We start from the raw sequence: 22267 nt of genomic DNA on the forward strand, positions 1-22267 counted from the left end.
CCGGGCCTTCACAATTTCGGGTGCAAGAATTTGGAAAACGAAGTTCAACTCCAAGATCGTCCATTGACGCCAGACGAGTTCAGAAACCATTACAAGAAGCGGGGCTGGAACGGCCGTATGCTTGCCATTCGCTGGAAGAAAACAGCTGTATGGATCAGCAAGGTGGTCAACGATCCAGACCGTGATCCGCACTGGGATGACGCGGTCCGCGGCTTGCCAAAAATTGTGATCACCAAGAAGTCAAAGGCGAAGTAGGCGCGATCGGCACCGAGGATCCGCGCAGGTCTTGGCCGTCTGGCTCGTTATACTCCTGGCAGAATGAAAGTCGAATGAGGCGTATGTAATTGCGTTCCGCATCTCCCTGAGTCATGCAACGCAAGCCTCAGGAGATTGCACATGGGAACACTCAACTCGACCCCTACTGGTCCGGAGATGCCTCTCAAATTGTGGGGAGGAGAACAAGGCCAGCGGCTGCGTCGCGCCCAGGCACGTCACGAGAGAATGGTAGCCAAGGCGATCAACGGCAACGTATCTAGCCGCCGTCTCAAACAATTGGTCATGCGCTATGACCGGATACTTCTCGCCGCCGTAAAGCTCGTGCCTCGGTAGCAAGGAAGAATCACGACCATCAAAAAGCCTCAGCCATGCTGAGGTTTTTTTTTGCCCGCTGAAAGGCGATCGGCGCAGCTGCAGGGAGCCGGCGAGCTGGCTTATTCATCTCATCTGTGCGTTTACGATACATAACGCGTACGTGTAATATCAGCGACTCATATCCAGGAGCCCCCCTCAGCCATGCATACACCTTCCTCTGCTCGTAAAACCCAGCTGAGTATCCAGGTGCTGCCAGAGGCTGAAGCCTGATGCTCCCCGTCGACGAACTGAAGGCTGTCAGGGCCCGTGTCACAGAGTGCCTGGGGCTGGCGGCGTCTCATCTTTCCCGTGACATTCCAGAGATACCGGTCCTGTTTAACCTCACTGGTAAATCCGGTGGCATGTTCAGGTACCGCAAAGACAAGGGAACTGGCCGGTGCTACGACCTGCAGTTCCGGTTCAACCGCATTTTGGCGCGAGAGAATCTCTCAGAGTACCTCGATCAAATCTGTCCGCATGAGGTCGCCCACTATGTCACTCACCTGGTATGGGGGGCAGAGGTCGATCCGCACGGGGCCGAATGGACTCAGATTATGGTTGAGGTGTTCAAGGTCCAGGCCGACAGATGTCACCAGCTTGACACATCGAGATCGGTGAAGAGGGAGTTCCTGTACCAGTGCGGGTGTGAAGGTAGAACATTCCGGTTATCGACCAAAAGGCACAACAGCATGGTCAGGCGGACGGCCCTATACAGCTGCAATGCTTGCGGTCAGCTCCTGGCTTTCATCCGAGAGGCTGATAAGGCTGCGGCCCAGGTCATCTCAAAGCTGTTCATTAGCACCCCGGGCCCCGCGATCGACACTGCTCAAGCTGACCGGATCGCCAAGCTCATCATTGATCACCAGGTGAACCAGGTCGTCATTGACTGCTCAATCACGGGTGAGCGCTACCGCCAGCTGATAAGCAAGAAATTGAATGTCCCGTTGGCCTCGGTGACTAGGCATCCGACCCCCGACACCCTGCCAGGCGGGGTGGCTCACGCCATCGTCTTCGGCGATGGCCAAGACGATCGCCAAGGGCGCGTAGCCAAGGCTTTCGAGCAGCGAGGGGTGAAGGTACGGATGGTGCGAGCAGGTGTTGGCTGAGGTGGCGGTTATGAAAGCGCCCATTACCACTGAAGCAATTTGCGTAGAGCCCACCATGCGTCATACCGAACCTACCCAGCAATACCCCGATGCCGCGGACACTTTCCGCCTGAAAGCATTCCGAGTCGTCACCGGCGAACTGTTCGCTGCAGCCAATGCGCAGCATGCGCTCGACATGGCCAAATCGCACCTCTCACAGCCCCAGCTCAGCCTGCGTGACGTCGTCGCGGCGAACCACTGGGATTGGGTGGTAACCGATGAGAATGGCGTTGAGCTCGCCGCCGGCGCTTCGGCGCTACTCGCCCGGGCTACCGCACCGGGCTTGCTTGGTCGTTGCAGAACAGACCATTCCTACCAGACCGTGTTCGTCGAAGATCTGAGCGGACGATGCTTGGAATGGGCCATGCGTGAAGCGAGCTTCAAGGCATTTGGTTTCATGATGAGCGCTGAGCCTGGCTGCCCAGTCGCCACTCAGAGGGACGCCGTACGGCGGTGGCTTGGGGATGTCGTGAGCGTCCCTGCAGATCTACATATCCTGGACGTGCAAGCGGCGTGAGCCTTTTGCATGCCGGCACCATGCACCCAGCGGCAGGGGAGAGGCCTCACGTCATACATGTCCGTGTGGGCCATCTCCACCTACAAACTTAACGCACATGAGGTGCCGCACCATGACTAACCCAAACCAAGCAGTAGCAGTCTCCACTGAAGGCCGTGTACCAGCTGATTGGAAAGCTCCTGACTTCTATCAGCCATTGGACCTTCTGCGGGCCAAGCTGGCGTTCCAGTTCGGTGATTTCGCACATCTTGTGCTCAGTCAGTTCGAAAAAGCGAAGACAGCCTACATGGGCCGCGATTTGTCGCAGGCTCAGTTCCCCCGCACTGGCGAGGAGGCGATGATCGAGCTTGAGGTTCGAGCTCAAACCCTGCAGTGGGTTGTTGAAATGGCCGGTCTGACAGGGAAAGCTGTCGACTACGCAGCCAACCGCTATCACGAGGACACCGCGTTCTTGCTGGTCTACTCGATGCCAAACGAAGATGGGCTCCAGACGTTCCGCTGTGGTGGTGGTAGCCCGGGCGCCGCTCTTGCTCAATTCGCGCAGCAGAATCCTGACCGAGTTCAGCTCGTGCAGGAGATCTTTGTGGACAAACGAAGCCTTCAGCCGGAAGCGGCATAACGATTCACCCAAACCCCACCGCCTAGCGCTGGGGTTTTTTTACGCCTGCAGAATACCCGGACGTTCGGCCAGAAAATATTTTTCCGCATGCATAACACGTATGTGTAATTTTACTGTTGTGCGTTTCGGATACTGGCCTTAATATCGGTGCGTGTGAAAATGACAGCATGGTGCCATCAACCTGCCGTATCGATCGTCGAGACGCTGGCGCCAGGCACATTGACCCAACCAATCACGAGGCCCAATCGATGACCCCTCAGGAACTGTTGCAACAGCCCGACGACCAGTACATGAACCCTGAGCAAGTAGCGTTCTTCAAAAACCTGCTGGTGAGCGAAAGCGCTACCGCCACGGGGCGGATCGAGCAGCTGCGCATCGACCTGACGGGCTTGGAAAAAGCTCCTGATGAAGTCGACGCAGCACTGATCGAGCAAGAGCGCCAGTCCATCCTGGGCAGCATCGAACGCGAGAACCAAAGTCTGCGCGATATCAAACAGGCGATGTCTGCCATTGCAGACGGTAGCTACGGCTGGTGCGAAGACACCGGCGAGCCGATCGGCCTCCGTCGCTTACTCTCCTCACCGCGCTCTCTCTTGACTGTCGAGGCCAAGGAGAGCCGCGAAAACAAATCCCGGCACCTTCGCGCAGCGTAATCACTTTTCACCTGAGACATCGCCAGCTCGCCATATTGAGGTTATTCCCCATGCCAAAGTCCCAGCCCCGCAATACATCCCGCACAGCAGATAAGTTCGTGGTGCGCCTGCCTGACGGCATGCGAGAGAAGATCGCTGAAATCGCGAGAGACAATCACCGCAGCATGAACTCGGAAATCATTGCCCGCCTGGACTTGAGCATCGAGCAGGATGAGCATGGCGACCTGACGGTGCGCACGCTGGCGCAGGTAACTCGGCGTTGCGAGGAGCTGGAGCAAGAGCTGGCGCAGATCAAGGCAGCTCAGGGCAACGAAACACCGAAGGCAGGTCTGCAGCAGCTGCCGCGACTGTCGATCGCCAGCGCGCAGTGAAGGACGACCGCCATGGGGAACCTGCTTGATGTAGCTCCTGGCGCAACTGGCGCCGGCACTGCCGACATTGCGGCGTTGCTCTTGAAGGCCGCCCAGCGCTATTTCTACTTGCGTGGCCCTGCCCTCCGAACCGGGAAAGCCAATACCCCAATGGTACGTATCGGCATAGACGCGCTGCTGAGCGGCGAATCGCTCGATGCTGAGGTCGACCGGGCCATGATCGAGACGCATGCCGCGGGGCTCAGTGTTCCACCAGGAGCCAGCGGCCATGCCGGCAGCCATCAGTTCTCAGCGGCAGAAGCGGTGTTTTTGCGAAAGCTGCTCGCAGCGCCACAACCAGCGCAGGCGGCCCAACTCTTGAAGTACGCGACCGCGGTAGGGGTGCGTGACACCGCGAATCTCTTTGCCAACTACATCGCGTACATGAACTCTCCGATGCCCTGGCTGCAGCAGGCGGCCATTGAAGGCCCTCTCGCGACTTTCGGCAGCTCACCATCCAACCGTTTTGAAAATGCGCCTACTGAGCGCCAGCGGGCTACTGAGGGCAGTACGCCGCGCATCTGGTCACAGGCGGTACCCGAAAGTGCCGGCCATTTTTGGAACTGGAGCGGGAAGGAGGGCATCGATGCCTCCTTGTTGGTGGTCACCTGGTCGTCGGACTTAGGCAAGTTCTGCGTAGAAGGGGCACCTGGTACATCGCGACCGATCAGTTGTGAGGAGTGGGGAGGATGGTGGGCAGGGCTCGACCGGCCTAACCCAGCTCAAGAGATCGATTGCCTCCGCTACGCGGCTGCCGGCTGATCGACAGCCCACCTTCCCGGCAGATATCGCTCAGCTGCTTCAACCTCAATTACTCAAGACTGCGCTCATAGGGGCGCTGTCATCACCGACATCACCTAACAAGGCATGACCATGTGGTTTAAGAATCTGACCGTTTACCGTCTGACCCAAGATATTGAATTCGCCGCGGATACGCTCCAAGCCGCCCTGGCGTCGAAGCCGGCACGGCCGTGCGGTTCGCAAGAGCTGGTCACCTATGGCTTCATCGCGCCGCTGGGCAAGGGGGAGGATGCTCCACTCGTTCACCAGAGCGGGAATTTCTTCCTGATCAGTGCTCGGAAGGAAGAGCGCATCCTGCCGGCAAGCGTGGTCAATGATGCTGTGAAGGAGAAGGTCGAGGAGATCGAGAGCGCCCAGCAGCGCAAGGTCTACAAGAAAGAGCGTGACCAGATCAAGGACGATACGATCCAGGCCATGCTGCCGAAGGCGTTTATCCGTCGGGGTGTGATCACAGCGGCCATCGCGCCCAAGCTCGGGCTGATCATCGTCAACAATGCGAGCGCCAAACGTGCAGAGGATCTGCTCTCCACGCTCCGTGAAGTAATGGGGTCCCTGCCGGTGCGCCCGGTGACTGTGAAGATTGCCCCGAGCGCGACCCTCACTGACTGGCTTAAGACCGGCCAGGCGAGCGAAGGCTTCCACGTCCTGGACGAATGTGAACTGCAAGACACACATGAAGATGGGGGATCAGTTCGCTGTAAACGGCAGGATCTCACCAGCGACGAAATCAAAAATCACCTGGCCACTGGCAAGGTCGCGACCAAGCTGTCGCTGGCCTGGCAGGACAAATTGTCTTTCGTCCTGGACGACAAGCTTGTGATCAGGCGCTTGAAGTTCGAAGAGCTGCTTCAAGAGCAGGCTGCCCAGGAAGGGGGAGAGGATGCCCTGGCTGAGGCTGACGCCACGTTCGTGTTGATGATGATGACATTCGCCGAATTCCTCCCGGCTCTGTACGACGCGCTGGGTGGGGAGGAAGTGCCGGCGTCCATCTGAATCAAGCAGGACATCAAGCCTCCGCCGTGGCGGGGGCTTTTTATTGCTCGAAAAAGTATGGAGCCTTGTTCCGCATTCCAGGTGTGTACGGACAACCAGTTTGTCATTTCCCCGATCGGGCTCAGTCCCCGTCAGGGGAGCTGTGTCGACTACTTGGAGCAGCACAATGACCACCATCATCAACGCAACAATTGGCGAATCGAAAGGCGTTTCACGTGTCTTCATGGAGGGCCGTCACCTGCTGACAGCGGGTGTTCAGATTGGCAATAAATACTCGATTAAGTCTGACAAGGTTGCCCGACGTCTAGAGCTAATTGAGGTTCAATTCGGCTTCGCCGGAAAGTGCATCAGCGTATCAAAACGTGAGCGCAATGGGGTTGTTCATCCAGTAATCGACCTGCGTTCAGAGCAAATTCGTGAAGTCTTTGAAGATGATCATAAGGTCCGCGTTGCGATTCGTCGTGGCCGGATTGTGATCACTGCTTTGCAGATTCAAACCAAGATCCGCGAGCGCCTCAAGCGCATGAAAGAAAAGTTGGACCGTGGCCAGAAGCTCGCTGTATGTAGTCTTTTTCATGGCGGTGGGATCTTAGATGCCGCAGTGCACTCTGGCTTAATGCGGTCGGGTGTAGGCTCGTTCTTACAAGTCGGTGTTGAGCTAGAAAGCGAGTATCTCGACTGCTCAATGCGGAATAACACTGAAATTTGGACAGAGGATTCAATTGCGATCAACTCTGATGTTCGGGATGTGTATCTAAGTGAAAATACGCCGCAATGTGAGGTTTTGCTTGGAGGGATTCCCTGTATAGCAGCGTCAAAGAGCGGTAAGGTTAAAAATAAACTGACTTTTGCAGAGGAGCATGCTGACGCAGGCGCGCTTTTCGTGGACTATCTCAACTGGCTCCGTCATGTCAACCCTTGTATTGCGCTGATTGAAAATGTTGGGGAGTACGCAAATACAGCTTCCATGGCGGCTATCCGAAGTGTGTTTATCTACCTCGGATACAGAGTTCATGAAGCAGTCCTTGATGGATGGGACTACGGGACGCTGGAGCACCGGAAACGCTTGGTCGTTGTGGCAATAACTCCCGGTATTGGGGACTCTTTCTCGTTTGAAAATCTGAAGGTGAACAAGGTGAGAGAGACATGCATCAATGCAATACTTGATGACATTCCTCTCGACGACGAATCTTGGAAATCCTATGAATACTTGGCAACTAAGGAGAAAAGAGACAAGGCTGAAGGCAAGGGTTTCGCGAGGCAATTACTAACAGGAAATGAATCTGGTTGTGGCACGCTTGGGACGGGCTACAAGAAGGGCAGAAGTACCGAACCCTTCATATTGCATCCCGAAAATCCAGGACTCAGCAGGCTCTTTACTAAAGCGGAACATGAAAGGCTCAAAGGCATTCCTGCAGGGTTAACCGATGGGGTTTCTGAAACGATTGGTCATGAAATATGTGGTCAGAGCGTCTGCTTTCCTAAGTTTGTTTCAGTGGGTGAGGAAATAGGGCGGGCACTCATGTCATCCCGCAATAACGTGGTTAACTTTCCGTCGCGATCAGCTCAAGCCAGCATGGACGAGGCGGTTTGCGCGGAACCCGAGAAATTCCAAACTGGATCACTGGCTTTACTGATCTGATTGGTGAGGTGCCGCCTTAAACGCTACTCAAACCCGGTTCGCTTAGGCGAATCGGGTTTTTCTTTGCTCGATGAAATTGTTTCAGGCGCTTGATGCCGTCAACCTAATTTGCTATACATTAGTCACTAGTTTTCCCAGAGAGGGGGCGAACATGAAATCGATGACTTTTACTTCTGAATTTCTGAGTGCTGCAAAACAGGCTCCGCGCATCTATTTTGCGCCTCTGGTGGGTGCTTATAAAGCCATCAAGGCTGAAATGGCCAAGGCCGGCGGAGGCGACCGCTCAACCAAGACCACCCCCAAGCACTGACCTTCACAAAGAACCCGCCGATCGAGCGGGTTTTTTGTGCCTGTGGTTTACTGGTTTCTGTGAAGCATCCCCTTGGAGCAAGTTAACTTTCAGGGGGCCATCATGCTTCTCGCAATCAACGATCCTGCAGTTCAATCCGCTTTGATAAATGCATTTGCAGCTGTCACCAGTACTGTCCTGGCTGCTGCCTCGGCCGCTCTGATCGGAAAGAAATTTTCGGACCGAAAAAAACTGGAGCAGTCCTTGGAGCTGTGTCAGAAGGACGTCGAATTCTTACTCCAGGTGGAGGCAGAGCATGTCGAGCTCCACAAGGAGCGGGGTGACAAATCCAACAAGCTGAAGGTCCGTGAGAGAGTTAGGGATCTCGGCTTCTCGTTCTCAGGCAAATTCACACCAGGTCGGCTGCGGCAGGCCCGGCAGAGCTGATCGAGATGTGTCCACCCATCAACCCAGCCAGGCTATGCCTGGCTTTTTTGTGCCTGCCGATTACAGACCCGCGTTACGCATCTCCAGGGGCTAGGTCTACCGCAAGAAGGCCTATGGGATTTCTCAACGACCGCCCCAGGTCCTTTCAGGAGTAACAGATGTCCAAAACGCACAAAAAACCTTGGTGGAGCCCGATCGCTCACTTCGGAGCCCATGGCTTCGTCGGTACTATCATCTTCTTGATCATCATGGTGCCAGCAGTCTTGCTCAACCATTTGGTCCAATACTTGGCTAAGTTTGGGATAAGCGATTTCACCTTGCTAATTCTCGGGCTTCTCGAACATGCCATTGTGCTTGTAGATGCTGGTCTTTTCTTCGTCTTTATTTGCATTGGGGCAGCCCGGGCAATCAAGGAGTTTGCTGAATGAATCAATCATTTGGGTCTGAGTTCGCTAACGCTGCAAGGCAGGCACCACGAATCTTCTTCGCGCCATTGATGGGGGCTGTAGCTGCCATCAAAGATGAGTTCAGGCGCGTGAAGTACGGTGCAGACCAAAACAGCAAGCCGCTGCAATCCAAATAAACGCTCAGCAGAGCTACCTATAAAGTAACGCTAAATCCGACCCACCATCCTAGATGGTGGGTCTTTTTTTTGGTTCTGATTTTCGGTGCCGCCGTGTCCTCCCAGGCGCTGCTTGCGGGCAATGAGCGGCAAGAGGCTGGTAGATTTGCACCGACTCTATAGCCGTATGCGTACGCGTTATGTATTCTTGTACCTGGTAATTTCTTGGAACCGATAGGAGCGTTCAATTTGGCCAACACACTCGAATTCGAGGTCGGCGCCGGCTACGAGGTGGCCAACCCACCCAAGCTTGCTGTTGGTGACGATCAGCACCACCAGCTCTCTCGTTTTTTCACTGTGCTGGCCACCGACGAGCACGGGGTGTCGGTGTATGACGGGTGGTACGGTGAGGGTTTTTCGAGCTTGCATCTCCCGCATGATGTCCTTGCGCAGCTTGACGTGACGAGGCTGCCGTCCCGAGGTGAGGCCGGAGCTGCGGACTTGGCCAACGCTATCGCTACCTCAGCCGCCGCTGCCATCGAGCGCCGTGACCAGGTGAAGGAGCACGGTGCTGCTGAGCAAAGCGTGCACGCCTCGCAACGATTCTTCGTGCAGTTCTTCTCCGGCCAGATCAGGGGGCTCGCCTCCAAAGGGCTGATAAACCCAGACCTTGCAGTTCAGATGATCAGCCTGTCGACCGGGGTGGAGCTTACTGTCGGTGAATAGTCGAGGGCGATTCTTCTCTCTGCGCATCGCTATAGCTGCCGTTGCCACTGTCTGCGCTGTTGCTGCTGTCGGCCTGATCCTGTTCAAACCTTGGGCCCAGCGTGGCTTCGAGGTAGCAGCAGCTAAGCCGGTGGGGCGGTACTGCCTGATCAAGCCAGGTGAGCACCGGACCCATTGCGAGGGCGAGGATACCGGCCCCAGGGACCCAGTATTAGCAGCCATCAAAACCATGTCTCAACAAGGGGGGCGGCCGTGATGCCACCTCTCGCCAGTCAAATCGTACTACCTGTTCTGTATCCAACCCAACCTGAGGAACCGCTATGACAATCACTACCGACATGCTCGCTCGTATCGCCGTTGTGGTGCTGGCCGTAATCATTTCGATCGCTATCAACCGCCGCAAAGCTCTTTTCACTGTGAAAAACGCCTCTGGCCCTGAGCAGGTCCAGGCCATTCAGGGCTTTGCTGACCGTTCGCTGCGCGATGTCAATATCCTGATCTGGCTGTGCTCGGCCCTCTGCGCAGCCGCACTGGCCGTGTGTTTCTACTCGATCTTCATCCCGCTGTAAGCCTGTCCTGGTCGATGGCCAAGGCCTCGGTTCATATCTGTGAACTGAGGCCTTTTTTGTGGCGGCATCATGACATCGAATGGCTAGAAGTATTTTGATTCATCCAGTATTATGCGTACGTGTTATAAATCAAATCTAGGAGCTTGAGATGCAGCAAATCCAATTCTGGGCCATGCGGACGTTGAACATTGTTGGCCAAGTGCCGGCAGCCTTAGCACTCGCGGCTTTCGTGTTTGTGTGGGCAAAGATTGGCCACATCACCCCCACACTCGCTTTCGTGCTGATCGCGGTCCTGGTGATGGCAGTGCTCTTCGTACAGCTGATGAAAATGGCCGATCGTAAAAAAGCCAAAGCTGAGCAGGCTCGTGCTGGCGCCGGTCTGCGCTGAGCTGCACCATGTCTGCCAGCCTGACGCAAATCACTCGGTGCCGTCCGTATGTGCGAAGCCTGATCGATACCGGCTTCTACAGCGAGATTCCGATGCATCGCGGGGTGGTTGAGCGCGTGGAGCTCGCAGGTGGCTATACCGTGGAGCTGAGCCTTTCAGGGGATGTATTTGATGGCTCTGCGGTGTGTGAAGTGCGACTGGTTACAGCCTGGCTCCTATTGAAGTCAGAGGCTGTTCCGGTCGCTATCCTGGACGGGGTTTTGTTGTCCAGTGGAGAGGGGAAGCGATACTCCTTGGCTGATGCTTGCGATCTGGTCAGCGAGGCCGTCCAGGCGCTGGTTCACGAGCTGGTCAGGACCTGCCATCAGGACTTCGGCGCTGTGCTGGAAGCTGGCAGCGTCTTTGTTATAACCCGGCTGGAAGTTCGCGATAAATTCAGGTCGTCAGAGCTGAGTCAGTCTATCGTCGAAGTTTCATGTACCTGGCTTCGTTCGAAATGCCGGTTGGCGCTTCTTACCCTGCAGCCGTTTCCTCTCCAATACGAAAATACTGCACCCGTTCTAGGCAGCCGGCATTACGAGCCATACTGGCGAGCCCTTAGTGCGGACGTGGAAAAGCTCTCTTCATATTACAGCTATCACTTTGATTGTATCGCTGCGTCACTTGAGTCAACTCTGTTGATCAAGCCGCTGAGCGGATACAAATGCGCGCTAAGCCGGGCAGGGTGGTCGTTCATAGCCGCGGAGTAAACATGCTCGCTACACAGAAGCAGCCTAAAGGCGTGAAGTACAATATCCAACTCCTCATGAACGGATGGGTGGTTGCAGCGCTCTTGTGGACGGTTGGATCCTTAATTGAATTCCTCCTGGAGAAGTTCAAAGTCACCCCTGCCTACAGCTACGGCTTCTGGGTCAAGGTGGTTGGCTGGGCAGTGGGCGGTATCTTTTTTGCTCTGTTCATAAGCCGCTTGGCTATCTATCGTTACCATAAAAAGATGGGCAAATACTTATGAGCCTGTTTTTGATCGGAGTTGGCTTGACCGTAGCTGCTCCGGCGCTCTGTCGCAAAAAGTATCAGGCCCACGGGCCAGCCTGGATTTACTCCCTAGGGTGCGCCGCCGCGGTGCTCGGCCCCTACATTTTGCTTTGCACATTTTTGGACATGGCGACATTGCTCGCGACTGCAGCAGTCCTTGGCCTGCCGTTCTGGGTCTATGAACGGTATCGGGGAGCTAGGGGCCGGCATCACTACACGCAAGGCGTGGTGGCCTTTCTGGTGGAGTTGACGCCTGTTGCCGTTTTCCTGCTCCTATTCCGATCCTTTGTCGCCGAACCATACCTTGTTCCGTCGTCATCGATGCGCCCCACGCTTGGGGTGGGGAGTGTCGTTGTAGTCGATAAGTTCACCTACGGGATGAGATTGCCATTCGTTCCGAAGCCAATCACGCAAGGTCGACCCCCGAAATTTGGCGATGTTCTGGTTTTCCGATTCCCACTCGATCCGTCTAAGCCTTACATCAAGCGTGTGGTGGGAGTGCCAGGTGACCACATCACTTATCAAGGCGGTGTATTGGCCATTAATAATGTACCGGCGGTACATGTGGGCGAGAAGCCATATGCTTACGAAGATGAAGCTAGCGGGAAGCTCAAGCAGGTCGATTATGCGCTGGAGAATATTCACGACTTACAAATCGGCACGATCAAAGACCCTGGTATCAGTGACTTTGGTGTAAGTACTGATTTTCCTGCTATTCCCGGTTGTGAGAGAAATCTGTCAGGCTTGGCATGTACTGTTCCTGCCGATTCTTATTTCGTACTGGGTGACAATCGACCCAATAGCCTGGACAGCCGTTACTGGGGGTTTGTCACGGATAAGGAAATCATAGGTCGTGCCATTTTTGATCTTGATTTCACTAGCGGCAAATTGGATATAAGCCGAGTAACTCGCTGATTCGCAACCAAGGAGCGCCTGTCATGGACCGACGCAAGAATACAACGCCGTGTTTCTCATTACCTGCTTGTAAGGCAACGCAAGGCCTTGCACCCACCTTTCAGGAGAGAAACGCATGAACTTCCATAACACAGCAATCAAATACGCCCAACTCGCAGCAGCTGCAGTCGATTCCCGCGGTCACCTGCTGCACCAGGTGGGATCGTACCCTGCAGGAACGGTACGTGACGCTGAGCTCGCTGAGCTTGAGCAAGCGTATCGATCGACAGTCATCGCCGAGGTGGTGAGCTCCAGTGAACTGAAGGCCACGGCCCACGTCGTGTTGTCCCAGGACGACGAGGAGTCTGGTGCGGATGCAGAGGTGATCGGTATCTGCTTTGACTCCGCTTCGGCAGAAGGTCTTGCCGACGAGGCTGCATCCGAAATGGCTAAACGCATCAATCAGTTGCTGGCCAATGACATGGGCGCCGATTTCGAACCTGTTTCGGTCACGCAGACTGGCCAGGAGCGTATCGTCTCCAATTCCGATGTCGGTATTCTGGGTGCTATACGCATCAAGACTGCTTCGGTAAGCATCGAGGGCAACGGTTTCGGACTGCATACCGTTACCTCGCCAATCATCCCGCATGGGATGGCCAGTTTGTAAACCAGCTGTATGCCCGGGCCAAGTGCCCGGGTTTTTTTTGCGCTCGGAAGTATGGGTTCCATGGGGTCGCACGTGGCGTTGTGCTGATCTATGCTCATCCAGTATTATCAGTACACGTTACGTATCGATAGGGCTCTAGTCATGGATAGCCGTTCCTCACACTCTCTGATCATTCGCGTCGTGGTTGCTCTTGTCGTCGTAGTCATGGGCCTGCTGGCTACCATGGCTGTTGGCGCCGGCCTGGTGGAGATCTCCCCCAAGCTGATTTTCAAGGGAGTATTCCTTTGCCTTGTCGGTGGAGCGCTGCTCCTCATCATTCGCGCCTACGTGGCCGCTCCTGTGGAGCTGGATGACCAGGCTGCTGCAGATGCTAACGGAAGCAAATAGATGTTCGACCTTCATGAAGGGGGCAGCAGTCCCGAAGCGTCAGCCAATATGAGCTCTCGCAATCTCTTTTTCGAATCGGCGGATAGCGGTTTGAGCAATGTTGCCTGGGCCCAGCTGATGGACCAGTTCCGCGACGAGCAGGGCTGGGCGGATACCCGGCTTAGCAAAGAAATTGGCATCAGCATCTCCATGATCCGCCAATGCCGAGTGCACATGCGCCCCTTGCCGCCTCCAGCGCGCATACGCACGCTGGGCGCGATGGGTGTGGAGGTGACCTTGTCGACTCTGCTCGCAGCATTGCCAGAGCCAATTCGAGAGGCAGTGGAGGCGGCCAATCAACAGTCACAGGTGGTCCGCGAGACATTGGTGTATGGTTTCTTCGATCGCCTGGACGCCGGCGGATCACCAGACCTGGTCAGTGCCTTCTTCGATGGTTTGGCAGCGATCTCGGGGCTGAGTGACAGTGAGCAAGCGTCCCGTATCGGCCTGTCCCTGGAGGATTTCATTCAGATCCGCACAGGGCGTAGACCCATCCCGTTTCGTGTCAAGATGGCTATCTCTGGTGCCTACACGTCCAAGGAGCTTGGTCCCCTGATCCTATCGCTGCTGCCGGCGGCCTAGGAAAGGGGAATTTTCACAGCATTCGCTAACGCCAATATTATACATACGTGTTATGCTTCGGAAAGATTCTGGCGGTTGTCGCCGGTGCATTTTCTGGAGGTGTCTATGGCGGCTCACATTACTGCTCCAACCAAGTGCCTTTGTGGGCATGTTGATCTGTTCAGCTTTTCCTCTCCGGGGATGGGCGGGCGCCGGCAGGATCGCCTCTACGCCAATAGCACTCTCTGCGGGGATTGTAGCGCCCATATCCGCGACCTGGTGAAGCCCCAAGCAAAGGGCTTCTATCAGATCAGCTTGCCCCAGCTGGTGGGCCACACTCGTGCAGTTTCCTGGGCCAATTCGCTCCGCCTGGGCCATATACGCTCTCTCGGTCCGATCATGGCTCACCTGAAGGGCAGGACTGATCCAGTGGCGGTTGCGGCGCTGGCCGTCTTCGAGATGCTCTTCAAGATCACTGATGCTCAGTACTGGATCGGTGGCAAGGAGCACGCATTTGGCGCTGGCCACTGGGTGGTTTCGGAGATCGAGCATTTGATGCGCAAGCGTGACCTTTCCATGCACGAGAACTCCCGATCAGCCTATTGCTACTGGAAGGCAATCAATCCCGCAGTCGTCCACCAAGCCCGGCAGGAAGCGTCTGCGCTTCTGTCATCGACTCCAGTGTCGACGGGTGAATCGCCGGCAGTCCAACCATTCCAAGCACAACCCCCAGCGGACAGCACTTCGGTGTTCCTCTGATCGGTGCCTCAGGTGAATTCGTGCAAGTAGAGAACTCAATAGCGCACCAAGACTCAGGAGCGTTTCCAGGGCCAGCTCCATCCGACACCCCTTGCTGCGCGGTAGTAAGGGGGGCGGTTCAATGCGCTGGATATGGCTTCCTGGCGAGCCAGGGGGCCATTATTGGCCATAACGAGATGACCCCTTGCCCTGCATGCAATACCGTGTTGTTTCTGGCCAACGCGAAGAACCAGGCCTCTGCGCCTGCAGGCGCAGCCGGCAGCGACATGGCAACAGAACAGATCTGGCTGGATGCGCTCCGGGTAGCTCATCGGGAGAACCCCGGTGGCGTGCACGCGGCCTTGGAAGAGGTCGGTGAGGTGCAAGTCCGGGTACTGGTGCCTGATCGATCGGCCGTTGTTGTTCGTATTTACAACGCCCCCTACCAGCTCAGTGAGACAGAGCTCGATGATGCGGCCGTCGACGCCATCGCGCTCAGCATGAAGGTGAAGATGGCCAGGAGCCGGGCGAAAGGCCGTGCTGGCTGGAATGAAGGCGATACATGCCCTGCTGATTTCCTATCGAGAGAACTGCGCGAGCACGTCGAGAAAGGAGACCCGCTCGATGTCGCTATCTACGCGATGATGTTGCACCTACGCGGGGAGGTCATCTCTCCAGCAGATTGCGCCACTCACGCATCAACCCAAAACGACCCTGTTTGAGTAAGCCCCCATGATCAGACTGACAAAACTGGCCATCTTCGCCATCGCGGCATTCGGCGCTTGCAGTGCCTCTGCTGTCGAGCTTGTGCTTTCTTCCAATGCCAATGAAATCCCTCAGGACCTGGTCAAGGAGACGATTTCATCCCACTTGCCAGAGCAGATTGTGAAGTTGGATGGCGGCTACAAGCTTTACGCCTACCTGGAAACGGCCGACTATCAACCAGGTGAGCGGCTTTTCAGCTATTCGGTGCAGCTCCACAAGCGCGTGGTGGAGGCTGGCACAGGCAAGGTCTACTGGGTTAGCACAGGCGGCGTCAGGGGCCACGGTGTAGCCGTTTCTCAGGATACGATCCTCGGCAACCTAGGAAGTGACCTCGTGGCTGGCGCCAGTTCATTCAAGCTCGATCAGATGTAATGCCAGGTGTAGGTTCACAAAATAGATGACATACCAGGCCCCGTTTTGATCGGCGCCTGGTCATTTTTTTTGTGAAGCGGGGCGGCGTTTCACAGAAAAGTTCACTCCTACCCATCGGCCACAGCTGTTGACCATCCTTGCAAGAGCCTGGGTGCCCATGCGCTTCCACTGCCGGCCGTATCAGCAGTACTCCAGCTGCACCCCGAAAATAGGTCATCCGTAGGGGAAACCCTGGCAGCTCATTCTTTCAGCGTGACAATTAAATCCAAGGCGATACTATGCGTGTACGCGTACGCGTTATGTATCAAATATGCCTATTGATGCTGTCAGCGTTGGAGCCCGATATGACTGCGAAACGACCATTGCTTTTGTCTCTGTCAGGGGTGCTCTCACTGTCCCTGGTCTCAGCCGACTCGTTCAGTTTAAATCTTGTGCCAGACCCTCCTTCGAGCGAACTGCCTACGTACCTGGCTGCATCCGCGGGGGCCCTTTTCCTCCTCGGTGCTTGGTACTGGTTCAACCGGTCCAGAACCACGGCACAAGTGGCAGAACTGCGGATCCAGCGCCAGCTTCAGGCGCTTGAGAAACTGGAGACCCAGGTTGGCCGAGCGGAACAAGTACTGTCCTTGAAGTGTGAATACATGACGCACCAGGTGCGCACTGAGCTTCAAGATGCCCTGTACGCCATCACTACAGACACCATCCGGAACATGGGTGGGCTGCGCCGGCGGGAACTCATGACCGACAAGCAGTTCCGCAAATTGATGGCGCGGTCTGATGAGTTTTTCAAAAGCCTGGAGAAAGCGCAGGCCAGTGAGGTCACGATAAATCTGGACGATGATGTGCCACTACTCATGCCAGATCGGGGCAATCCTCTACCAAAGCCGGTACCTCAAAAGCGTCCTGATGCCCCCCTGACACTTCAAGCTCCTACGGCAACTGCGGCAGCGAGTATCCCGATTCCGGTGAAGCCGCGGCCGAAGGGCGCCAATGCTGACGCAGGGGAGTCGGATGGGGTGCCGGCACTGGCGGTTACGTCAGCTCTCGTTCTGGGTGGTGGTCTGCTCTCCAGCAATGGGCTGTTCCTGGGTGATGATGATGCCCAAGAGTCAGATCAGAACGACTCCCTGGATGATTGAGGCTTATGGATACCTCCACGTCCGCACCTGGCATCGAAGTATCGGCTGTCAGGCGCATCGCTGACTCCAGCATGCAGGGCATTACCCGGGACAACCGCCCATCGAAGCCTTCTGATGCCGGCTGGCGCGTTCGACTGATGAAGGATGGGAAGTTTGTCGCCGATCGCCATTTTCGCGACTTGGCCTACCACGGCCGTTCCCGCGCAAAGCGAGCAGCGCAATGCTATCGCGACGACATGGCCACTGAGCACCAGATCCAGTTCACCCAAACCGTGCACACTGATCTTGCCCTCCAGCGCCATGCAGCAGGCCTGACTCAGGCAGCTATAGCCTCGATGCTGTCCGTGTCACCCGGGCTGGTATCGAAATGGGAGAAAGGGGGCCATATACCGGCTGCAGCTCGATCGCTCTTCCAAGCTGCAGTGCAAGGTGAGCTGGTCGGCGACGCACCGAGCCTGGCCGGTGCAGACATCAGGCGCATCAGGGCCGAGGTTCTAGGGTGGACACAAACACAACTGGCCGATGCACTGGGATGGGCGTACGCCGCAGTAGGCTATTGGGAAAGAGGGCAGCGGCGGATTCCAGGTTGGGTCCAGGTGTACATGCAGGCGATCGATGAGGGCCGTGTCAGTGGCAAGCAGTATTGAGGTTGGTAGCACTTCAACAATTGACGGAGCGATCAGCCGGTGGCGGCAGGTGAGGCCTTTGCACCTTCGCCTCCCGATCGTCTTTTCAGATGGTACTCAATTGGCCCGCTTCGCAGTCGACTGCGGCCAATGCCGGCGTAGTTTGAACGGAGAGTTGGTGAGGGGGGAGGTCACACCTCAGCCGGGCGATCGCTTCGAGCTGGCTGGGCTTGCTGCCTGTGAGGCATGCGCATCGTTCACTCGATTCACGATCATGTGCACGGGCTCATCCGGTTCGGTGCAGCTTGAGTGGTCAGCTTTCGGGGAAATGAAGCGGCACGAGGTGCATACAACTTGGAGGACGAGGTTGAAGGCCATTTTCCGGTAGGCAAAAAAAAGCCCCTACATCGAGTGTAGGGGCAGCCTGGAAGGCATGGTTATTCCTCAGTGTCTTTGAGGTCGAGCTGTTGCTCAGTAGACGGGTTCACGTTCAGTTTTTCCTCTTCCTCTTCCGCCAGGCGGAATTGCTGCAGGATCTCCTCAAGCTTCTGTTGATTCTCCGGGCTCAACTGCGAATAGCCCTTATCCTGTCTAATGTTTTCGATGGCTGTTTTCATCGTTGGAGCTGCTTGGGTAATTGCCTTCTTGATGACCTTGCCTGGAACAAACCTTGGCCTGAGCTTTTCGGTTTTGCCGCCTGCAGCAGCTGAGCGGGCAAGGCCTTGCTCGATCACTTGCAGAGCTTTGGGGCCATGCTCTTGAAGGATCTGAACAGCCAGCGTGAAGGAAACCACTCCGTCGCGGACGTAGTTCCTGATCTCGATAGGTCCGTTGATCATCAAGAGGTAGTCCGAAACCTGGGCGGGCCAGAGATTCAGTTTTTTGGCGATCGCGGAATGGTCATCGGGATGGAAGCGGGTCATGCGTTTGCAAACAACTGCTGTTGCATATGGGCTAAGCGGTGAACCATTGTTGCTGAGCACAAGGTCTGCAGTCATGTCCTCTTCGGAACAATCATCTGCAGCAATGATGCAAGGGACGGTCGGGATGCTTTCACCTTCGGCGACCAATTCCATCGTGGCTTCAAGACGCTGATGGCCACGCTTCAGACAAATTGACTGCTCTCCATTCTCATCGCGACGGATGATGACCGAGAGAGCCGAGTCTTTCTTGAATCCGTTGTCCTTGATGGATTGCTTCAGTTTCTGAACGTTGGCCAAGTAGTCAGCATTTCGCTCTCTTACGTTGTACCCCGGGATGACCTGGATAGTACCTGGCGCTATGTTCCAGAGGTCGCCTGCGGTGAACCGCTTCTTGCCATCACCCTTTTCCATCGCTTTTTTGATGTTGCCAGTGGTGATGATCATGCGGAAATCCAGATCCAACTGGTGTTCGCTGCTGCTGTTTTCGACGGTTGTGGTCATGGCGGTGCCCTCCTGAAGGGTCAGAAATCGTTGAACTTGCTAAGAGAGATGACTGACACCTGCGCATAACCCAGATTTGCCGACACCAGCCATTCGGACAGGGTATCTATCTGTCCGGCGCGGCAATATTACATAACGCGTACGCATACGCGCTAGGTATTATTTAGTGTATTTTGTCCTTCGACTACCCAGATTGTCGAGCGCTGCCCAGCATCGAGGTGCCCCGAGGCAGTGACTCCGTCGACGAGGGATAGCTTGATGCCGACTGAGCTGCGGACGGCTGCTTCCAGTTGGTCAAAGCCGGGCTCAGCCTGGTAGGGTGACATGGCCACCGCGATTGCCCCCGTCACCATCAACAACTCGCAACCAGCACTACGGGTGTTTGCTCCGACGCGTGTAATAGTCAGGTCTCGAATTCCACCATCGGTAATCGCGAGCCCCAGAGCTTCAGGACCTTGCTCGATGACGCACAGAGCCGCAGTGACCAAGCCTCCCAGTTCAGCGGTTGACCGGCTAGCGTCGACCGAAATGATTTTCCGGAATGTAGCGGTGAACCCTGGCCAGGTGTCAGGAGGGGACATCTTCCCGTGTTTTGATGACCAGACTGGATGATGGCTGACCAAGACCCTTGTCACGTCATGGTCGAGGCTGTCCGCAAACGACCAGTGCTGGTCGGCGCCCTCACGAACCTTCGCAACTTGCCACTGGGAGCGGAACGCCCACAGCTCAAGGGAGGACGATTCGTCGATCTGGTAGAAATCACATTTGCTTTGAGCGTGGGTCAGCGCTGGCGCCATCACGGCATCACCATGCCATTCGAACTGATCGAGGTTTTTCAGTCTCTGATTCCCGTGCCAATACGAAAGCTCGACAGTGACCTGGGAGAACCACTTAACCGCTGAGGTGCTGCCGGCCGGCAGGTGGGCGGGAGAAGAAATGCCTTGCTGGGGCTGGCTCGTGAGCATGGTTGATCCTTCATGGTTTTAGCGCGTGAATAATACATGAACACATACGCCGTCTGTATCTAAAAGCAATAACTGCATTTGATCGACGAAAAAAAACCGCCTCGAAAGGCGGTTTGGGTGTGTTCAGCTTGTAGCAGCGGGTGCTGCTGGCGGTGGCAAGAGCTCCTCAACGGTTGCCCCCGCCAGAGCAGCTTTCACCATGCTGTTGATGACGTCGGCGGTAGTGCCTGGCTCTGCTCGTTGGATGCAGGTGCTGTATGAGAACAGCAGTTGCTCACCGATCAGGGGGATGCCGTTCTCGACGGGTTCTTTCTCGTGATCGAAGGTCCCGCAACCATCACCGATCTTCAGCTTAAGGGCTGCAGAGTTTGCACAATAGGCCGGGTCGCAGATGCCGCGAACGTCAAAGCGGATGCAGAAAGCTTCTGCAAATGCGCGGATTCTCGGCGGTACGTTGTAGCTCTGGAAGGCCTCCTCGAAGAAGCCTGGGCGCACAGCTGGGAGCCGTGAGGTGCAGTCGAGGGAAGTAGTGGTCATGAGTCATCTCCTGGTGGGTTGAACTTGCACCAGGAGATGAAGAGCAGAGTTCTGTAATTCTAGAGGGCGAGGGTGATAGCAATTATGGTCGCCAACCCTACGCCCATGAGGAGCCGCCTGTTCCTGTCATCAAAGTAGATACCGCGGCGGTTCAAGAAATACTCGACGATCGTCCACCCGTCCATTGGAGGCAGGGGGATGATGTTAGTCGCCGCCAGGAGGATCGAGCCCTGGGCCGCGACAAGCGTCGGCCAGTTCGGCGTGACGTAGTTAATCCCGAAGAACAGCAGGCCGGTCGCCAGTGAGATGAGAGGGCCGCCCGCAGCGATGATCGCCCGGCGGTCTGAGGGCGCCTTTTCATAGTCGGAGCTGACCACATATGCCCACAGCGGAATCAGACCAATTTCATGAATGATCCCGGATTTTCGGAACGAGAAAAGCTTGTATCCACCAATAATGAGTTTGTCTGGCTTGATACCAAACCGCTGCATCGGTATTAGATGCCCGGCTTCGTGGATCAAGAGCAAGAACACCAGCATCAGCCAAATGACGAAAAAGGCGATGGCGAACATCCCGATGGTTACCAGTGCGTCAGGCAGCATGGTTTTCATTCCTAGAACATGATGCAGTAATTCTTTAGCAAAGCTTCAAAACCTTCAAGTCAATATCCGGATATTTGTCCTGGCCTGTGTACTGCGCAGTACAACTACAATACAGGTCCGTGTGCGTCATTACAGATAGTTATGAAACTACTGTGGTGAACGTATGAATACCTGTTTTCAGCTTGCGGCTTACGCTCGATCTCAATGGGCGTTAGCCGTACTACTCATGAAATCGCCGGAAGCCACTCAACTAGCAGCCAATGCATTTCAAGATGCAAAGGATGCTGCCTGGGGATATGGCTGGGGGGCGTCTGAAACCCCTCATGCACTCCTGTCTGATATCCCGGAACTCTTAAACGCTTTCAATGAAGGCAAAACTGCGCTTCAGCAAGATATGAAGCTCGCTGGCTAACTCTAATTAATCAAGGAAACTAAACATGAGCGACACCAAAGTAAGAGTTAATCAACCTGCCGTTGACCTTTACGCTGTTACTCTGAACTGGGTTCAGGAGGATGAAGGTACCTACAGTGATTATGTGCATGCTACCAGCCACGCTGAAGCCTGCGTCAAAGTAGCTGAGGCTATGGCTGATCAGCGTGGTTACGTTGATGAAAATGAAACGCCTGTGCAAAAGCGAGAATGGATCAATTGTCGTGCCTGGGACCAGGTAGACTGCCACTTGGTAAAAGAGAGTTTGGAGGCAGATTTGGTCGCTTTGTTTGGCGACGAACTGTTCCCTGATGGAGTTAAGCGCTCCCTCAACTTGGAAGCCTTGCGTGTGCTGCTCGTTGAGCATCGCAACAGCCTGCTCCCTCCCGCTGAAGTTCCAGCAGTTGAACAGCTGGCCTTCCACTCCGTTGACTCGGGTTTCTGCCGGGTCTATTACAAACGGCCGAAGGGCACTCTGTGCTGCTTCCAGCTCGATACACGTAACACCTTCAAGCTCTACCACTGTTCACGTGATGGTGAGCCAGAGCATGCAATCAGTCTCCAGAACAAGGCGGTAATCGCCTTGCCTGAGGACAATGGCTGCTCTCTGGTAACCAGCTTCCGCGCTTGGTGGGAGCAACAGAACAAGCAGCCTGCTGCCTAACACCAATGATCCCCGGCCACTCTTCGGAGTG

32 protein-coding genes and 1 pseudogene are annotated in these 22267 nt (G+C 55.6%); 29 read left to right on the forward strand and 4 right to left on the reverse strand.

Features of this window, described 5'->3' with window-relative positions:
* Nucleotides 1-30: 30 nt before the first annotated feature.
* The 27 genes and pseudogenes from K8374_RS25890 to K8374_RS26020 all read left to right on the forward strand — a co-directional run bounded on the left by K8374_RS25890 (nucleotide 31) and on the right by K8374_RS26020 (nucleotide 17635).
* Nucleotides 31-255 (forward strand): hypothetical protein, encoded by a 225-nt coding sequence (locus K8374_RS25890; RefSeq protein ID WP_041925831.1) that lies wholly within the window; start codon nucleotides 31-33, stop codon nucleotides 253-255.
* Between the two features lie 605 nt (nucleotides 256-860).
* Nucleotides 861-1736: a SprT-like domain-containing protein gene (locus K8374_RS25895; RefSeq protein ID WP_224459411.1), complete on the forward strand. Its 876-nt coding sequence runs from the start codon at nucleotides 861-863 to the stop codon at nucleotides 1734-1736.
* Nucleotides 1737-1746: 10 nt separating this feature from the next.
* On the forward strand, nucleotides 1747-2292 hold the full coding sequence (locus tag K8374_RS25900) for a hypothetical protein (protein WP_176483548.1): 546 nt from the start codon (nucleotides 1747-1749) through the stop codon (nucleotides 2290-2292).
* Between the two features lie 112 nt (nucleotides 2293-2404).
* Nucleotides 2405-2911 (forward strand): hypothetical protein, encoded by a 507-nt coding sequence (locus K8374_RS25905; protein WP_023383704.1) that lies wholly within the window; start codon nucleotides 2405-2407, stop codon nucleotides 2909-2911.
* A 248-nt stretch (nucleotides 2912-3159) separates the two neighbouring features.
* Nucleotides 3160-3564, forward strand: coding sequence for a TraR/DksA family transcriptional regulator (locus K8374_RS25910; RefSeq protein WP_023383705.1), 405 nt, complete (start codon nucleotides 3160-3162; stop codon nucleotides 3562-3564).
* Between the two features lie 50 nt (nucleotides 3565-3614).
* Nucleotides 3615-3764 (forward strand): annotated as a pseudogene (locus tag K8374_RS26650) (Arc family DNA-binding protein); the annotation flags it as partial.
* Nucleotides 3765-3947: 183 nt separating this feature from the next.
* The gene (locus tag K8374_RS25920; RefSeq protein WP_054895176.1) at nucleotides 3948-4736 is read left to right on the forward strand and encodes a hypothetical protein; all 789 of its coding nucleotides are present in this window, start codon (nucleotides 3948-3950) and stop codon (nucleotides 4734-4736) included.
* 111 nt (nucleotides 4737-4847) lie between these two features.
* On the forward strand, nucleotides 4848-5768 hold the full coding sequence (rdgC, locus tag K8374_RS25925) for a recombination-associated protein RdgC (RefSeq protein WP_023383708.1): 921 nt from the start codon (nucleotides 4848-4850) through the stop codon (nucleotides 5766-5768).
* Between the two features lie 166 nt (nucleotides 5769-5934).
* Nucleotides 5935-7410 (forward strand): DNA cytosine methyltransferase, encoded by a 1476-nt coding sequence (locus K8374_RS25930; RefSeq protein ID WP_054895177.1) that lies wholly within the window; start codon nucleotides 5935-5937, stop codon nucleotides 7408-7410.
* A gap of 151 nt (nucleotides 7411-7561) precedes the next feature.
* Entirely contained in the window at nucleotides 7562-7720 is a 159-nt protein-coding gene (locus K8374_RS25935; protein ID WP_156342200.1) for a hypothetical protein, read from the forward strand.
* Between the two features lie 102 nt (nucleotides 7721-7822).
* On the forward strand, nucleotides 7823-8146 hold the full coding sequence (locus K8374_RS25940; RefSeq protein WP_041925835.1) for a hypothetical protein: 324 nt from the start codon (nucleotides 7823-7825) through the stop codon (nucleotides 8144-8146).
* 158 nt (nucleotides 8147-8304) lie between these two features.
* Entirely contained in the window at nucleotides 8305-8574 is a 270-nt protein-coding gene (locus tag K8374_RS25945; RefSeq protein WP_023383712.1) for a hypothetical protein, read from the forward strand.
* On the forward strand, nucleotides 8571-8729 hold the full coding sequence (locus K8374_RS25950; RefSeq protein ID WP_023383713.1) for a hypothetical protein: 159 nt from the start codon (nucleotides 8571-8573) through the stop codon (nucleotides 8727-8729). The genes K8374_RS25945 and K8374_RS25950 overlap by 4 nt, the downstream gene beginning before the upstream one ends.
* A 228-nt stretch (nucleotides 8730-8957) precedes the next feature.
* Nucleotides 8958-9434, forward strand: a complete 477-nt coding sequence (locus tag K8374_RS25955; protein WP_023383714.1) for a hypothetical protein — start codon at nucleotides 8958-8960, stop codon at nucleotides 9432-9434.
* 320 nt (nucleotides 9435-9754) lie between these two features.
* The gene (locus K8374_RS25960; protein WP_023383715.1) at nucleotides 9755-10003 is read left to right on the forward strand and encodes a hypothetical protein; all 249 of its coding nucleotides are present in this window, start codon (nucleotides 9755-9757) and stop codon (nucleotides 10001-10003) included.
* 148 nt (nucleotides 10004-10151) lie between these two features.
* Complete coding sequence (locus K8374_RS25965; RefSeq protein ID WP_023383716.1) at nucleotides 10152-10391, forward strand: hypothetical protein; 240 nt, start codon at nucleotides 10152-10154, stop codon at nucleotides 10389-10391.
* 8 nt (nucleotides 10392-10399) lie between these two features.
* The gene (locus K8374_RS25970; protein ID WP_023383717.1) at nucleotides 10400-11140 is read left to right on the forward strand and encodes a hypothetical protein; all 741 of its coding nucleotides are present in this window, start codon (nucleotides 10400-10402) and stop codon (nucleotides 11138-11140) included.
* 2 nt (nucleotides 11141-11142) lie between these two features.
* Nucleotides 11143-11403: a hypothetical protein gene (locus K8374_RS25975; protein WP_023383718.1), complete on the forward strand. Its 261-nt coding sequence runs from the start codon at nucleotides 11143-11145 to the stop codon at nucleotides 11401-11403.
* Nucleotides 11400-12341, forward strand: coding sequence for a signal peptidase I (gene lepB / locus K8374_RS25980; protein ID WP_023383719.1), 942 nt, complete (start codon nucleotides 11400-11402; stop codon nucleotides 12339-12341). Before K8374_RS25975 ends, lepB begins: the two co-directional genes overlap by 4 nt.
* 115 nt (nucleotides 12342-12456) lie before the next feature.
* Complete coding sequence (locus K8374_RS25985) at nucleotides 12457-12987, forward strand: hypothetical protein (RefSeq protein WP_023383720.1); 531 nt, start codon at nucleotides 12457-12459, stop codon at nucleotides 12985-12987.
* Nucleotides 12988-13128: 141 nt separating this feature from the next.
* Nucleotides 13129-13374 carry a hypothetical protein gene (locus K8374_RS25990; protein ID WP_135002420.1) on the forward strand — a complete coding sequence of 82 codons (246 nt, stop codon included), beginning with the start codon at nucleotides 13129-13131 and terminating at the stop codon, nucleotides 13372-13374.
* Entirely contained in the window at nucleotides 13375-13995 is a 621-nt protein-coding gene (locus K8374_RS25995; RefSeq protein ID WP_054895178.1) for a hypothetical protein, read from the forward strand.
* Nucleotides 13996-14100: 105 nt separating this feature from the next.
* Complete coding sequence (locus K8374_RS26000) at nucleotides 14101-14733, forward strand: hypothetical protein (RefSeq protein WP_224459412.1); 633 nt, start codon at nucleotides 14101-14103, stop codon at nucleotides 14731-14733.
* Nucleotides 14734-14936: 203 nt separating this feature from the next.
* On the forward strand, nucleotides 14937-15434 hold the full coding sequence (locus K8374_RS26005) for a hypothetical protein (protein ID WP_054926275.1): 498 nt from the start codon (nucleotides 14937-14939) through the stop codon (nucleotides 15432-15434).
* A 10-nt stretch (nucleotides 15435-15444) separates the two neighbouring features.
* The gene (locus tag K8374_RS26010) at nucleotides 15445-15849 is read left to right on the forward strand and encodes a hypothetical protein (RefSeq protein WP_023383725.1); all 405 of its coding nucleotides are present in this window, start codon (nucleotides 15445-15447) and stop codon (nucleotides 15847-15849) included.
* 344 nt (nucleotides 15850-16193) lie between these two features.
* Nucleotides 16194-16988: a hypothetical protein gene (locus K8374_RS26015; RefSeq protein ID WP_023383726.1), complete on the forward strand. Its 795-nt coding sequence runs from the start codon at nucleotides 16194-16196 to the stop codon at nucleotides 16986-16988.
* A 5-nt stretch (nucleotides 16989-16993) separates the two neighbouring features.
* A complete protein-coding gene (locus tag K8374_RS26020; protein WP_023383727.1) occupies nucleotides 16994-17635 on the forward strand; it encodes a helix-turn-helix domain-containing protein in 642 nt (213 codons plus the stop codon).
* A 416-nt stretch (nucleotides 17636-18051) separates the two neighbouring features.
* Here the strand turns inward: K8374_RS26020 and K8374_RS26025 are convergent, their stop codons facing one another.
* The 4 genes from K8374_RS26025 to K8374_RS26040 form a co-directional block, all read right to left on the reverse strand.
* Nucleotides 18052-19038 (reverse strand): ParB/RepB/Spo0J family partition protein, encoded by a 987-nt coding sequence (locus K8374_RS26025; RefSeq protein ID WP_023383728.1) that lies wholly within the window; start codon nucleotides 19036-19038, stop codon nucleotides 18052-18054.
* Nucleotides 19039-19190: 152 nt separating this feature from the next.
* A complete protein-coding gene (locus K8374_RS26030) occupies nucleotides 19191-20003 on the reverse strand; it encodes a hypothetical protein (RefSeq protein ID WP_023383729.1) in 813 nt (270 codons plus the stop codon).
* Between the two features lie 123 nt (nucleotides 20004-20126).
* Nucleotides 20127-20540 (reverse strand): hypothetical protein, encoded by a 414-nt coding sequence (locus K8374_RS26035; RefSeq protein WP_023383730.1) that lies wholly within the window; start codon nucleotides 20538-20540, stop codon nucleotides 20127-20129.
* A 59-nt stretch (nucleotides 20541-20599) separates the two neighbouring features.
* Complete coding sequence (locus K8374_RS26040) at nucleotides 20600-21151, reverse strand: site-2 protease family protein (RefSeq protein ID WP_224459413.1); 552 nt, start codon at nucleotides 21149-21151, stop codon at nucleotides 20600-20602.
* A gap of 154 nt (nucleotides 21152-21305) precedes the next feature.
* Here K8374_RS26040 and K8374_RS26045 point away from each other — a divergent pair, with 154 nt between their 5' ends.
* Complete coding sequence (locus K8374_RS26045) at nucleotides 21306-21554, forward strand: hypothetical protein (RefSeq protein ID WP_224459414.1); 249 nt, start codon at nucleotides 21306-21308, stop codon at nucleotides 21552-21554.
* A gap of 25 nt (nucleotides 21555-21579) precedes the next feature.
* Nucleotides 21580-22236 (forward strand): hypothetical protein, encoded by a 657-nt coding sequence (locus K8374_RS26050; protein WP_060495349.1) that lies wholly within the window; start codon nucleotides 21580-21582, stop codon nucleotides 22234-22236.
* Nucleotides 22237-22267: the final 31 nt, after the last annotated feature.

This window comes from Pseudomonas sp. p1(2021b), assembly GCF_020151015.1.
GTDB lineage: Bacteria > Pseudomonadota > Gammaproteobacteria > Pseudomonadales > Pseudomonadaceae > Aquipseudomonas > Aquipseudomonas putida_K.